Here is a 14,945-nt window from a genome sequence, read left to right as displayed (position 1 = left end):
CTGGTGCTGTTCTGCAAATTAGATCCAAAAATACGTAATTCCCAACGTAACGAAAGTTAGCGGCAGCCCGAATCTTAAATGCTCCTTAAAAGTCAATCTATCGCCTGTTTTTTCGGCAATTTCAGCTACAATCAAATTGGCCACAGAACCCAATAAAGTTAAATTCCCTGCCAGGGTAGAACCCGCGGCCAGCAACAGCCAAGCTTGTGTATCTGTTTTCGGAATCAGCGATTGCAGAACTAACACGGCTGGTACGTTGGAAATTAAGTTAGAAAGAATTACTGTTGTTCCCAACAAACTCAGCGGCGTACCAGTCAAATTAGTTAAGTTATCCAACAAACCGAGTTGTTGAACGGCCTTGGTCACAATAAACAATCCCGCAAACATCACTAGCAAATTCCAATCCACGCGCTGCAAAATGCGATCGGACTTGATGCGCCTCGTAATCAACAATATACTGGCAGCTATCCAGGCAGATTCGGCTAAAGGTGCTCCGGCTAAAAAAGCTACCAAAAGTCCTGCTGTTACCAACAAACTTTTCGCTAATAAAGGCTTGAATAAGCGATACCGAACTTGAGAAACCGCAGGCAAAGATTTGCAAGAGCGCACTTCGGGATAAAGCCACCACAACCAAATTACTTGAACTACTAAACAAATTAAAGCTACCGGTGCGAGAGATCGGGAAAATTCCCAATAGCTAATTCCCGAAAAAGAGCCGACGAGAATGTTTTGTGGATTTCCGCTGATTGTTGCTACCGAACCTAAATTAGTGCCTCCTGCTAAAGCCAAAAGATAAGGGAGAGGATTGAGGGATAAGGAGCGAGTTAGAGTGAGTGTTAATGGGGCGAGCAACATAGCAGTAGTGTCGTTGAGAAAAAATGCTGATAAAATACCGCTGCCAAAAGTAACAGCTACTAAAATGCCGAAGGGAGAACGAGTAAAGCGAGTTAAAAACTCTAAAGCTAGTTGAAAAAAACCCGATGCTTCCAAGGTAGAATTAATCACCATCATTCCTAGCAAAAAAATGATCGTACTGGGGTCGATCGCCTCCCAAGCAGTTTTGAGGTCGAGTATCCCCAAAGCTACGGCAAAAGCTGACCCGACAATTGCGATCGCAGCCCGGTTCATCCGTAGCCCCGGCAAATATCCCAAACCGAAACCCAAGTAAGTCAGCCCCAAGATTAGATAGTTGAGTGTTATCATAGATACTTAAAATCCTTGAGTGTCGGTTTGTTCCATTGTCGGAGATACTACAAGTACAGACGCGGTAATTGCAACTCAACCTGCTAGCACCGCAACTAGCGGGAAATATCGCCAACAGACAATCTACCAACTACGAACAAACAGAGGATTTACGTCGGGAAGCAAAAACCAGCGCCCTGGGCAAGTTGCAATTTTGTTACAATTTGTAATTTTTCTAAATAACAGGTTTAATTTAGTTTCACAAGAAAGTTCAATTCCAGAAAGTAAAACTAATTACAGTCGAGTTAAGCTAAAAGTGTTTGCTAAAAAAATTCATTCAAGCAACGCAGAAAACCACAATTCTCACTTGGGCGGTACGGGCGGCGATCTCGCTGCAGCGAACATTTCGTGCAACAAACAAGTTGAACAGGATTGGTATCGAACTCTCTACGACAATTTTCCGGGCATTTACTTCGTTTTAGACGCTTTGGGAAGAGTTTTTTCAATCAATCAATTCGGCGAGACGAGACTCGGCTACAGGTCGCAGGAATTAATTTATCATTCAATTTTTAATATATTTTACTGTCAAGATCAAGAGAAAATGCAGACCGAATTTGCTGCACTAACACAGGCAAAAAACGGTAAGCTGGCTGCTGGAGTTGCCTATTGGGAAGGTCGCTTGACTTGCAAAGATGGTAGGGTTATCTGGGTCAAAGCAACGGCGCGCGCTTTGGCTGGGGTAGACTGGAAAATAGAGGACAATAATGGCGATCGCTCAATTGTCAATTTCCAGCGACCGACTGTACTGTTAGTTTGCGAAGAAATTAAGGCGACTGCGCCCCTAGCAGCGTCGCCAAACCTGAGAAAAAATTGGCGCAGTCCAACTTTGGCGATCGCCAAATTAGCCAAAACTCAACTTAAAGAACGCAACAATATAGAACAATTCATCCGCGAAGTCACAGAAGCCGCTATCAGTATCGTCAACTGCGATCGAGCCAGCATTTGGCTGTACGACGAAGACAAAACTCAGCTTCACTGCATCGACTTTTACGAAGAAAATACTAAACTTCATTCAGTACAAATAATCGTCACAGCAGCCGACTGTCCTGCCTATTTTCAAGCCTTAAAATCCGCAACTACCATCGCCACTGTGGCGGCAGAAGATGACCCGAGAACGCAAGAACTTGCCAATCTTTATTTTGCCGATCGCGGTCAGACTGCTTTGTTAAACGTACCGATTGTGCTAGCAGGTCAAATGGTAGGAATCATCAGTGCCGAACGTGAAAATTGTGGGGGTCAGTGGACGGAAGAAGAACAGGAATTAACCAAAATATTAGCCGATTTTGTATCTTCAAGTTTGTTAGCTAGCGAAAATGCTAAATCAGAAACAATACGGCGCGAACAGCAACAAAACTTGCTGAGCAAATACTACGACCGACTAGAAGAAAGAGTAGAAAAACGCACGGCAGAACTCAAAAAAGCTAACACAAAACTACAACAAGAAATAATTAGAAGAAAACAAGCAGAAGCAGAAATGCGCCGGGAACACCAAGAACAACAAATTATTTTTGATTCTGTGCCGGCGATGATTTGGTACAAAGATCGGGAAAGTCGCCTGCTGCGAATTAACAAAGCTGCCGCTGCATCGAGAGGTTTGCCAGCCAATCAATTAGAAGGAAAATCTTTTTATGAAATCTATCCAGACGAAGCAGAGCAATATTATTTAGAAGATTTGGAAGTCATGAATTCGGGGGTTCCCAAGCTGGGAAAAATCGAACTTCTGCCCACAGTCTCCGGTCAAAAATGCTGGGTGCGAATAGATAGGATACCTTACCGGGATGAAACAGGTCAAATTGCTGGCGCGATCGTGTTTGCAGTAGATATTACAGATTTAATTAAAGTCGAAAGGGAACTGCGAAGATATCGCGATCGCCTCACAGAAAAAGTTGAGAAACGCACTGCTATGTATCGGCAAGCAATGGCAGCTTTGTATTCGGCAAATACGCAACTACAACAGCTAATTAATAGCAGTTATACTGTGGGAAATGGCAGCAATACAGCAGCACAATTGCTCGAAAGCGAAGCTTATTTTGAAGCAGTGGCGATCGCCGACCGCGACACAATATTGAGCGTCAATAGCGACTTTGCCGAAATGTTCGGTTACAATCCAGAGGAAATGGTGGGAATGAGCTTGCTGGAATTGCTATCGCCAAAATCTTATAAAGTAGCGCCACAAATGATTTCCGCTAGCACCAATACAGTCTGCGAAGCAATTTTTCTCAAGCGGGACGGGACTGCTTTTCCTGCTGACGTGCGGAGTAAATTCGTCGTTTGCGACGGTCGTTTAGTGCAGGTAAAAGCAGTGCGAAACCTCACGGAACGCAAATTAATAGCATCGGAATTAGAACGATCGCGCTCTTTGCTGCACGCTACTATGGAAGCAACGACCGATGGCATTCTTGCCGTTAGTACCGCCGGAGAACTGATTAGTTTTAACGAACAGTTAGTTTTAATGTGGGGGATTCATGAAGAAGTTAGAAACTCGATGGATAGAACGGTGCGGCTGACATTTCTCACCAAGCACGTTATAGACCCGAGGGCTTTTTTGCAGAAAATTAAAGAAATTTATAGCGATGCGGAGTCCGAAGGCTGCGATATTCTCGATTTTAAAGACGGTCGGACTTTTGAGCGCTACACGCAGCCGATTCGAGTCGGACAAGATATTATTGGCAGGGTGTGGCGCTTCCGCGATATTACTTCTCGCGAAAAGGTGACGGCAATGTTGGGAGATTCTCAAAGGCGCTTTCGAGCAATTTTTGATTCTTCGTTTCAATTTGTCAGCTTATTGAAACCGGACGGCACTCTGCTGGAAGCTAACCAAACTTCTCTGGATTTTGCGGGAATTAAGCTGCGGGATGTGGCAAACCGCCCGTTCTGGGAGGGGCCGTGGTGGGGAAGTTCTGAGGAAGTTCGGGAACAGTTACAAGAGGCAATTTCTCGATCGGCCAAAGGCGAATTTGTCCGCTATGAAGTGGAAGTTCAAGGCGCACATGAAACGGCAACAGTTGATTTTTCTCTCAAACCTGTCGAGGATGAAACTGGCAAAATAGTATTGCTGCTGCCGGAAGGTAGGGACATTACTCAAAGCAAGCAAGCGCAAGTAGCGCTGCGGCAGCAGGTAGAACGGGAACGCCTGATCGCGCAGATTCAGTCGCGCATCCGTTCTTCTCTGGATATCGAAGATATTCTCAACACTACAGTAGCGGAAGTGCGGGAATTTTTGGCAACCGATCGCGTGATTATTTTCCGCTTCCGACCCGATTGGAACGGAGATGTGGTGGTGGAGTCGGTTGGGGAAGAATGGATGCCGCTGATGGGTATGGGTGTAGAGGATTGCTGTTTTGCTAATACTTATGTCGGACAGTATTTGAAGAACAGAATTCGAGCGGTCGAGGACATTCACACTTCTAATTTTGCTGAGTGCCACGTCAATTTTTTGGCAGGGTGTCAGGTGAAAGCGAATTTAGTTGTGCCCATCGTGCAGCAGGGAATCGAAAATCGCAACGGTAATCCTACTTGTCAATTACCGAAGTTGTGGGGTTTGCTGATTGCCCACCACTGTTCTGCCCCCCGCCAGTGGCAGCAGTTTGACATGGATTTGCTTAGTCATTTGGCTACTCAAGTGGCGATCGCGATCGAACAATCTTTACTTTACCAGCAGCTAGCAGCAGCTAACCAGCGGTTGGATGGCTTGGCGAATTTGGACAGTCTGACTCAGCTAGCTAACCGCCGTCGGTTTGACGAGGTGATTAACCGCGAATGGGAACTATCGAGCAGTTCGGAACCGCTATCTTTGATCATGTGCGACATTGACTGTTTTAAACTTTACAACGACAACTACGGCCACCAGGCTGGGGATGCTTGTTTGCAGCAAGTCGCGCGGGCGATCGGGGATAGTTGCACGAATGCACCCGCAGAACGCCTTTATTTAGCTGCTAGGTACGGTGGCGAGGAATTTGGGGTGATTTTGCCAAATACCGACATCGCGACCGCACAGGCTGTTGCTGAGGGAATCCGCCAGCGCGTCAAAGCTTTAGCAATTCCCCACGTCAAGTCTGTTGTCACCGATTGCGTGACTCTCAGCATGGGGGTGGCGACGATTTCTGAAAATCAAAATTCGCCGAAGATGCTGATTGAAACTGCTGATAAGGCGCTTTATCGGGCTAAGTCGGGCGGGCGCGATCGAGTGGCTAGTTGACATTAGTCATTAGTCATTAGTCATTAGTCATTAGTCATTAGTCATTAGTCATTAGTCATTAGTTATTGCTCGTTACCAGGCTCTGCCTGGTAATGCAGATCCGCAGACTCTGCCTCCTTTTATCTGGCAACTTACGGGAGAGAGGACTGTCGGAGGTGTTTAAGTTGTTAAGTTTTCGATCCTGAGTAAAAAAAGCGATCGCCCCAACTGGCATAAAGTTAGGGCGATCGCCGTACTATGAATCAGCATTTATATATCAGGCTTGGCGCGGGATTTTTACGCATTTTCACGAAACTTGTTACAAAACTTTACTCGGCGTTGCGTAAAAATATCCAGAAATCGCGTTTCTGTACTTGAGATCTCTTTTTTTTTGAACCACAGAGGGCACAGAGGAAAAGTAAAAGTAGGGTGCGTCGCCATCGAAAATTCTGGCTATTTGCAACGATGCGGTAGCGACGCACCCTACCGCATCATAAAGGGAGTGCGTCACTAGGATTTGGTATGACTACTGACTACTGACTACTGACTAACCTATTTAGCTAACAGTTTCTGAAACACTTCATACATCTCCTCAGCCAACTTTTTAGGATTCCACAAAGGTGCGAGATGTTCCGGCTGTTTAGATTTTATTAAATGCTGTTTCACCGCATTTCTCAAACCAGCGTCCCGCCCAAACTTAACTCCCCACTGCGTGTATTCTTCCCAACTCCAAGCCGCGCCGACATCAAGATTTGCGCTTTTGAGAAAAGCGTAACCCATCCGCGAAAGATATTGGTCGCCGGATCGAGTTACTACTGGCAAATTCGCCCACAAAGCCTCTAAATTGTGAGTACCGCCGTTGTAAGGATAGGAATCTAACAGCACGTCAGCTACATAATAAATAGCGCGGTGTTCTTCCTCGGTTCTGGTTTGCCCGATAAACTTAATTCTAGCAAAATCTACTCCTTGAAGATCGCATTCTTCGCGGTAAGTGCTGTGAATAACATCTGGATCGCCTTGGCCCTTGCGAATCAACAAACTATCTGGTACTTGTTTGAGAATTCTAACTTGAGCTTGTACCATTTCGGGATTCGTTTTTCTCCCCGGCGCAACACACAAATAAGCCATTTGATTTAAGCCAATTCCCAGAGCATTTCTAATGGCTTCTCGATTCACGGCAATGCTTTGCAGCGCGCCAATTGCTACCGAACAACTAGGCAACCTAACTAACTGTTCTAAGTAATGTTCTTCAACGCCTGGGGGATGAGTGTGTTCGTCGCAGAGAAAGTAGTGATTTTCCGAAATGTAGGGCGCATCGAATCCCAGCCAAGACACGCAAATTCCCGCAGGATATTGATACAGCACTTCGACATTTGTCGGCACTGTCATCGAGTCTAAATCTATTAAAACATCCAAATCGTCTTGCACTACTTCTGCGAGGATTTCGCCGCCATCAGCAAAGCCGTTGGGATATTTTTTCGGCCAGTAAAACTTGCCCGCCATTTCTTCAAATCGTTCGGTAACTTCATCTCGGTTGAGTTTGCCGGTGACGTAAAGATGAACGTGGGGAGTGATGCGGCTTAATTCGCGAATTAAAGCTTCGCTGCACCAGCCTACTGAGTGGCGGCGGAAGTGTTTGGAAAGGAAGCCGATTTTTAAGGGCTGTTGTTTTGTGAGGAAATTTGCCGATTTGATGCGGTTGATTTGCTGCCGCTGCATGACGGCTTTTTTGTAGTATTCCTTGGCAACTAATCGGTAGAAACTGGCATTTTTTTGGCGGTTGTCTCGCAGGTGGGAAACTGCAAATAGGAAGATTTCGTAAAGCAGTTTTAGTTCGATGACGCTAAAGGTTTCGACTTTTTCGTAGCAGAGTTTTTCGATTTCTTCGAGTTTCTGAATTGCCTGTTTACTGACACCTGATTGTAGGTAGGAAAAGACGTAGGCTGTGGCTGACATGACTGGGGCATTGTCGCCGCAAAATTCGCAGTATTTGTCGGCGACGCTGCGGGCTCTGGCGAGGTTGGTGGAGTGGCTTAGCAAGTCGCAGAGTTGTTGGTGGGCTTCGCTGAATTTGGGGCTGCATTCGATCGCCTTTTCAAAATGTGCGATCGCCTCTAGGGGCTTATCTTGTTTTTGAATGTGTCCCATCCGGCAGTAAACCTCTGCCCAATCCGGTTTTAGTGTCAAAGCTTGCTGATAGCTGGTTAAAGCTTCTTCCAGCCGTCCCAGCATGGAAAAACAACTGCCTAGGTTAGCGTGAACTTCCGGCCAATCTGGCTTGATTTTGAGAGTATTTTGGTAATGAATAATTGCTTCTTCGTACCTGCATAGCTGTAAGAATGAGTTGCCTAAATTGAAGTGCAGAACTTCTAATTCTGGCTTGAAACTTACAGCTTTTTGATAGTAAGTGATGGCAGCATCGAGATTGCCTTGTTGCGATCGCGCGCTGCCGATGTTAGCATAGGCTTCTGCCCAATCGGGTTTAATGGCGATCGCCTTTTCGTAGCTTTCGACGGCTTCGTCGCGCTTTCCTTGACTGAAAAGCCGATTACCTAAGTTAAAGTGGAAGTCGGCACCGACAAGCTGCGGGTTGAGCTCGGATGTTCTTTTAAAACACGCGATCGCTGCTTCAACGTTGCCGTGTTTGTGATATACTTTCCCTAAATTCCAGTGAGCGCCCGCTAAATCGGGACTCAAGGCAATGGCTTGCTGGTAATTGGCGATCGCCTCTTCCAAACGTCCCATTTTAAAGTACATACTGCCAATATTTGCCCGCACTTCCGCAAAGTTTGGCTGCAATTCTAAGGCTTGAGAATAGGATCGAATAGCAGCTTCAATTTTGCCTCCCGCTTGCAAAGCATTGCCTAAAGTGACGTAAGCGTGGATGTAATCAGGGCGAATTTTTAGGGCTTGCTGGCACGCTGCGATCGCCTCTTTAATTTTACCTTGAACTAAACAGTTTTCTGCCAGTTTTTTGTAGGGTTCTACTTCTTGATAATTGGCAACTTGTCTGCTGTCTGGAACCTTCAGCGAGGTAACTTGTTCGGAAACTGCGGCGGGATTGGTAAACGGAGTATTTAAATTTTCTGTGGTAGGCGCAGGCGGCAAATTGATGCTAGAAGGCTGCAAGCCGTAGCCTTCATCTTTATTGACAGATATTGGTTGCGCTGCGTCTGATTCTGTTTCTAATTCGATGACTTGGCTGCCAGTTTCTTGCTGTTTTTCTTGAGTCAAACTCGATAGTTTCTCCCTGGCGCTAGCATCTCCAGGTTGCAGTTGCAGCACTTTTTGACAGCAAGCAATTGCTGCATCTAACTTTCCTTGCTGCTGCAAAACGCCTGCCAGCATCAAATGAACCGAGCACAAATTGGGATTAATAGCAAGAGCTTTTTGGTAACAATTTGTCGCCTGTTCCAATTGCCCTAACTTGTAATACATACTGCCGAGATTCGCGCTAGCTTCGGCAAATTCCGGCTGAATTTCTAAAGCTTGCAAATAAGCTTTAATTGCCATTTCCAGCTTCTCTTCAGCCTGCAGGGCATTACCCAGCGTCAAGTAAGCGGCAGCAAAATTCGGTTGGAATTTAAGGGCGAGATTGCATTGGGCGATCGCCCTAGCAAATTCTCCTTGCAAAATATAAACTTCCCCCAACTTTTTATGAACTTCCACCTCGGCTGGATTCAACTCTAAAGCTTGCTGATAATTTTCAATAGCGCCCTCGAAATTGCCTGCATCTTTCAGCCGATTGCCTTTTAGGAAATAACTTTTAACTGCCTTGAAATCTACCAAAGAATCCGCGATCATTTTCTCTGCCACTCTTACAGGTTTTACACTAATACTATTCAACCATTCTACCCACTCTCCGGCACGCACAGACCAAGTACACCCTCGATTTATATATTCTACCTGCCGTCTCAGATCATTTTCAACAGTGGCGCTGCCGGCCCCCGCAAACTCTTTTAAAACTGAGACTGTCGCCTCAACAAACCGCCTTGTATATCCCTCCCAATCCGGTTTTCCGGCACGGTTCCAATTAGTTACCGATGCCAAATTTTCTGTCCCCGACAGAGAAACTAGACGCGCAAATCCAGCCGTTGTTTCCGGCAAAGCCGCCAAATCACTCGTCACAATCCGGCAACCGCTGGCCATCGCCTCCATCACCGCAATAGATGACGTTTCCAAATAGGTATTAGGGTAAGCTAAAACCGCGACAGAACGCAGTTGCCGGACGAGTTCGGGTTGCGGTATAGAACCGATGTACTCAACGCCTGCTGTTGCCTGACATTGGCGGTAAAGTTTACCGAAAAAAAGATTGTTATCATTGTCGTCTATTTGGTGTACTTTCATGCTAGAAAATACTTTTAATCTAGTGCCGGGGACAGCTTGACGAATTTCGGGAAAGACTTTTAACAAAATATCTAGTCCGCGAAAGGGAGTGCTGGTGTAAGCTATAATTGGCGGTAGAGATTTTTGAGATAAGATAGAAATATTATCGTGAAAAATGTTAGCAAAACAAGGTGCGATCGCATTTCTTAAAACATAACTGCGATTCAAGTCAATCCCAAAACGAGTGTGAAATTGCTCGCGCTGCCAGTCGCTAACAAAAACAAACGCATCGCAAGCATTAACTTCTTGAGGATTATTAAAATTTTCAAGAAAGACAAAGCCGGGTTCGTTATGAATCCACAAAATTAACTTAGTATGTTGGTCCAAAAGCGGCTTAATTTCCAGCGCTTTGCCGACCATATTGACTATAACTAAAAAATCGAGCGATCGCAGCAATTCTAAATTAGCTTTATTCCCTACCCGCTGCCTGCAATCAACACCGCGCGACATCCCAGACTCGGAAGTATTGTTAAGTAAAAATACCTCGCTTCCCAGCGCAGCCAACGCCTCAGCCAAATAACAAATAGCCGACTGAGTGCCACCCAAAGGTTCGCGGTAAGGAGTATCAATATTGTAATCCCAAGTGTAGGTATCCAAAAATCCGATTTTCATGATGGCAATTATCCGCCGATTTGTGAACTAGATTTTTTTTATTTAACCGCAGAGGGCGCAGAGGGCGCAGAGAAGAAAGAGAGAAGTTTCCACTTGAAATAATTTGCTATTTTCCTCTCTTATTCTTCTTCCTCTCAGCGTTTTCTGCGCTCTCTGCGGTTAAATAAATCCATAATAAATGGTATAATCTTAAAACTATTAAGGAGTACCGAACATGACCACAGAACAAGATGCCGTAAAATTGATGAAACAGCAAGTCGGCTTTGCAGCAGCCGATCGCGTAAAATCTGGTATGATTGTCGGACTCGGCACGGGGTCAACTACAGCTTATACTATTCAAGCATTGGGCGATCGCATAAAATCAGGTGAACTCAAAGATATCAAGGGAGTCCCGACATCCTTTCAATCAGAAGTATTGGCCAAACAATACGGAGTGCCGCTGACAACATTAGATGAGATTGACAGAATTGACGTAGCTATAGACGGCGCTGATGAAGTCGATCCGCACCTCAACTTAATTAAAGGTGGCGGCGCAGCGCACACCCGCGAAAAAGTTGTCGATTACCTCGCAACTCAGTTTATTGTAGTAGTTGACAGTTCCAAAATGGTAGATAAATTGGGCTCTACTTTTCGCGTACCCATCGAAGTAATACCGATGGCAATCACCCCCGTTACTCGCGCCATCGAAAAATTGGGCGGCAAACCAGAACTCCGCATGGGAATCAAAAAAGCCGGCCCAGTAATTACCGACCAAGGTAACATGGTAATTGATGTCAAATTTGATGACATTCCTAACCCCGCAGAAATGGAAAAAACATTGAATAACATTCCTGGTGTGTTAGAAAATGGCTTATTTGTAGGCTGTACTGATTTAGTTTTAGTCGGCGAAATCAAGGAAGGCAAACCCGCAGTTCGGGAGATTTCTAAATAGTCAAAGCTGACCTGCAGCTTGTCAAAAAAATCCTGGTTGAACAGGCATCTTGCCTGTTCTAAACAAAACTATTATAAGGTAGAGTGCAGTCTAAAAAAACAAAAAGCCTGTTTGATTAATGTATATTAACCACCAATAAATTTAGGACTTTATTGATAACTGCAATCATGATTATGGTTCCTGATTCCTGATGATGTTGGAGGTTCGCTCGGAGGGACAGCACTAATAACTAATAACTAATAGCTAATAACTAATAACTAATAACTAATAACTAATGACTAATGACTAATGACTGCTAAGCTAAGAGGGCGGGCACGGGGGCACCGCCCCTACCGACTAATGACTAATGACGTTGGACTTCTTCCCTCTTCCCTCTTCCTTCTTCCGACGGACTTACATCCGTTACATCCCGTACATTGCTCGTTGCCGAACTTCCTTCTTCCTTCTTCCTTCTTCCTTCTTCCTTCTATTTATGATGCAATATCGCAGATTCGGCCGCACAGAATTATCCATGCCCGTCTTTTCCTGTGGCGGTATGAGATATCACCACAAATGGCAAGACGTGCCAGTAAATGAGATTCCACCAGAGAATCAACAAAATGTAGAAGCCACAATTCGTTATTCTATCGAATGCGGCATCAATCACATAGAAACTGCTCGCGGTTACGGCACTTCCGAGATGCAGTTGGGCTTAATTTTGCCGCAGTTTACCCGCGAAAAATTGATAGTTCAAACAAAAGTAAATCCCCAAGCCAACTCCCAGGAGTTTCGCGAAGAATTTAATAAATCCTTAGCTTATTTGCAACTAGAATACGTCGATTTATTTTCCTTACACGGCATTAATACGTGGGAATTGCTAGAGGAATCTATGCGTCCCGGCGGCTGCATGGATGTTGCTAAACAATTGCAAGCAGAAGGCAAAGTTCGGTTTATTGGTTTTGCAACTCACGGGCCGACGGATGTGATTGTTAAAACCATTGAAACCAATCAATTTGATTATATTAACTTGCACTGGTACTACATCAATCAAATTAATTGGCCCGCAATTGAAGCGGCCAAACGTCACGACATGGGCGTTTTTATTATCAGCCCTTCTGACAAAGGCGGTCAACTTTACAACCCATCGCAAAAATTGGTTGATTTGTGCTATCCCCTGAGTCCGATGGTGTTTAATGATTTGTTTTGTTTGTCGCACCCGCAAGTACATACTTTGAGTTTGGGTGCTGCCAAACCTGAAGATTTTAACGAGCATCTGACAACTGTAAAATTGTTAGATAGAGCCGATGAATTGTTGCCGCCGATATTAGCAAGGTTGGAAAAGGCAGCGATTGATAAATTAGGAGAAGATTGGTTTAAGACTTGGGATGTCGGTTTACCAACTATCGAAAATACTCCCGGAGAGGTTAACATTCGTGTGATTTTGTGGCTGTGGAATTTGGCGAATGCTTACGATGCGATCGACTATTGCAAGATGCGCTACAACCTCTTAGGTAACGCCAGCCACTGGTTTCCCGGCAAAAAAGCCGATTGCCTCAATGAATTGGACTTGCGCCGCTGTCTCGCCCACAGCCCCCACGCCGCCAAAATACCCGGTATTCTGCAAGCAGCAGATCTGCTTTTTGGAGGCGAATCCGTGCAGCGTCTTTCCCAAGAATAATCAAAAAAAACCCGGTTTCAACATAGAAATCGGGTTAGTTAACCGGAACACATGAGTTTTACTCAGGCGCACACAATTAGCGTATACTCAAAAAACTCTCACAACCATCACCCATCCGTCTCATCCATTCGGGCGATATAACTTTTTTTTCCAAACTCCCTCCCATTTTGCTTTAATCTGAGATCAAACAGTTAATAATCCACTTAGGTATTTTTTATGACTCTCAAACGCCGAGATTTCTTGTATTTGCTGACAGCTAGCGTCGGAGCTCTTACCGCAGGTGCTTGCCAAGCATCAGGAAATAGTGTATTGCAAGCAAGTTCAGCGCCCAAAGATACAAAAATAGCTCAAACTCCAGGGCCTTTTACACTGCCGCCTCTGCCTTACGAATACAACGCTTTAGAACCGCACATCGACGCGCGGACAATGCAGTTTCACCACGACAAACACCACGCTGCCTACGTTAAAAACCTCAACGAAGCTGTCAGCAAACACCCGCAACTTAAAAATATTAGTGCGGAAAATATGCTCAGAGATTTGAGCAAAGTGCCGGAAGATATTCGCACAACCGTGCGTAATAACGGCGGCGGACACCTCAATCACAGTATGTTTTGGGAAATCATGAGTCCCACAGGCGGCGGCGAACCCACAGGAGCAATTGCCACAGCAATCAAGCAAAATTTCGGCAGTGTTAGCGATTTTCAAGCCAAATTTAACGAGGCTGGAACTAAGCGTTTTGGCAGCGGTTGGGTTTGGCTGGTTCGCAACAAAGCAGGCAAATTAGAGATTGCAACTACCGCCAATCAAGACAGTCCTTTCATGGAAGGAAATTATCCAATCATGGGCAACGATGTTTGGGAACACGCTTATTATCTCAAGTATCAAAACCTGCGTGCTGACTACTTAAAAGCTTGGTGGAATGTTGTTAATTGGACGGAAGTTAACAAGCGCTACGAAAAGGCGATCGGTTAGTTTCACAAATAGTGTAGCTGCGATCGAGCTACACTATTTGTTATCTCTAAAATACAAACATCCCTTGATATTAATCCCGCCAAATAGCGGTTCTCTAGCTAACGAATCGGGCGATCGAACTGCTGTACAGTTTTCCGCAAGTAAATGCAGTGGCGCGCGCCCTGACTTGTCGGCGTTGTAAATGATTCGACTGACTCAAGTGTGCCGCCCAAACGCTCGATCGCACTTTGCAAATCCGTCTCTTCCTCCGCCGTCCAATTCCCCCGGTAAAGCACAGCCAAACCGCCATTTTTCAGGAAAGGTAGCGCGTATTTAGCACAAGCAGAAGCGGCTCCAACAGCCCTCAGAAGAGCTAAATCGTAAGCTTGTTTGTGCGGCAACTGTCGGGCAATTTCATCGGATCTGCCCAGCAAAGTCACAGCATTTGCGATCCCTAAAGACGGCAAAACAGTATCCAAGAAAGTAATTTTCTTACGAGTAGAATCGAGCAAGGTGACAGATAAATCCGGCAGGGCGATCGCAATCGGCAACCCTGGAAAACCGCCACCAGTCCCGATATCAATCGCTTTCAACGGGCGATCGGCGGGAGAATCGTTATTTTCCGCCAAATTTTGATTAGCTGGCAGCAGTCTCGCAATTCCCCGCAGAGAATCCCACAAATGTTTTTCCCAAAACTCAACAGGTTCAGTAATTCGAGTTAAATTCAAGGAACGATTTCCCTCAACAATCAACTCGTAAAGCCGCTGAAATTGTTGCTGCTGCGACTCATCCGGCTGCCAATTCAGCGTTTGTTGCCACAACTCATTCATTTCGGGCAACACAGGCACTGTCATCTGATTCATCTTCTATTCCTACTATTTCGTAAACTCTGCAAATTCTCTCCGCTCCAAAATACCTAAAAATGCTTCACAGATACTAGATTCGGGTAACATATCTCTTTGATGATTCGGCGGTTGAAACCGCGTCTA

The 14,945-nt window shown here is 45.3% G+C and carries 7 protein-coding genes; 4 read left to right on the top strand and 3 right to left on the bottom strand.

What is annotated here, in order from left to right:
* Positions 1-18 precede the first annotated feature (18 nt).
* Entirely contained in the window at positions 19-1,203 is a 1,185-nt protein-coding gene (locus QT998_RS13615) for an anion transporter (protein ID WP_333114962.1), read from the bottom strand.
* Positions 1,204-1,222: 19 nt separating this feature from the next.
* Here QT998_RS13615 and QT998_RS13610 point away from each other — a divergent pair, with 19 nt between their 5' ends.
* Positions 1,223-5,440, top strand: coding sequence for a PAS domain S-box protein (locus tag QT998_RS13610; protein ID WP_333218047.1), 4,218 nt, complete (start codon positions 1,223-1,225; stop codon positions 5,438-5,440).
* Between the two features lie 531 nt (positions 5,441-5,971).
* Here the strand turns inward: QT998_RS13610 and QT998_RS13605 are convergent.
* The gene (locus tag QT998_RS13605) at positions 5,972-10,417 is read right to left on the bottom strand and encodes a tetratricopeptide repeat protein (RefSeq protein ID WP_333090694.1); all 4,446 of its coding nucleotides are present in this window, start codon (positions 10,415-10,417) and stop codon (positions 5,972-5,974) included.
* 214 nt (positions 10,418-10,631) lie between these two features.
* On the opposite strand from QT998_RS13605, the gene rpiA reads away from it, so the two are divergent.
* The 3 genes from rpiA (at position 10,632) to QT998_RS13590 (ending at position 13,977) form a co-directional block, all read left to right on the top strand.
* Entirely contained in the window at positions 10,632-11,348 is a 717-nt protein-coding gene (gene rpiA, locus QT998_RS13600) for a ribose-5-phosphate isomerase RpiA (protein WP_333090695.1), read from the top strand.
* 472 nt (positions 11,349-11,820) lie between these two features.
* The gene (locus QT998_RS13595; RefSeq protein WP_442921970.1) at positions 11,821-13,005 is read left to right on the top strand and encodes an aldo/keto reductase; all 1,185 of its coding nucleotides are present in this window, start codon (positions 11,821-11,823) and stop codon (positions 13,003-13,005) included.
* Between the two features lie 216 nt (positions 13,006-13,221).
* The gene (locus tag QT998_RS13590; RefSeq protein ID WP_333114967.1) at positions 13,222-13,977 is read left to right on the top strand and encodes a Fe-Mn family superoxide dismutase; all 756 of its coding nucleotides are present in this window, start codon (positions 13,222-13,224) and stop codon (positions 13,975-13,977) included.
* 98 nt (positions 13,978-14,075) lie between these two features.
* Here QT998_RS13590 and rsmG read toward each other — a convergent pair whose 3' ends face one another.
* On the bottom strand, positions 14,076-14,819 hold the full coding sequence (gene rsmG, locus QT998_RS13585) for a 16S rRNA (guanine(527)-N(7))-methyltransferase RsmG (RefSeq protein WP_333114968.1): 744 nt from the start codon (positions 14,817-14,819) through the stop codon (positions 14,076-14,078).
* Positions 14,820-14,945 lie beyond the last annotated feature (126 nt).

Source organism: Microcoleus sp. S1D4 (assembly GCF_036700765.1).
GTDB lineage: Bacteria > Cyanobacteriota > Cyanobacteriia > Cyanobacteriales > Microcoleaceae > Microcoleus.
The sequence above is the reverse complement of the archived record's forward strand: the minus strand, read 5'-3'. Positions and strand labels throughout refer to the sequence as shown.

Bases quoted from the DNA above. Each gene is read 5' to 3' on its own strand.
- QT998_RS13615 (WP_333114962.1), bottom strand. From the start codon at position 1,203: ATGATAACACTCAACTATCTAATCTTGGGGCTGACTTACTTGGGTTTC.
- QT998_RS13605 (WP_333090694.1), bottom strand. From the start codon at position 10,417: ATGAAAATCGGATTTTTGGATACCTACACTTGGGATTACAATATTGAT.
- rpiA (WP_333090695.1), top strand. From the start codon at position 10,632: ATGACCACAGAACAAGATGCCGTAAAATTGATGAAACAGCAAGTCGGC.
- QT998_RS13595 (WP_442921970.1), top strand. From the start codon at position 11,821: ATGATGCAATATCGCAGATTCGGCCGCACAGAATTATCCATGCCCGTC.
- QT998_RS13590 (WP_333114967.1), top strand. From the start codon at position 13,222: ATGACTCTCAAACGCCGAGATTTCTTGTATTTGCTGACAGCTAGCGTC.
- rsmG (WP_333114968.1), bottom strand. From the start codon at position 14,819: ATGAATCAGATGACAGTGCCTGTGTTGCCCGAAATGAATGAGTTGTGG.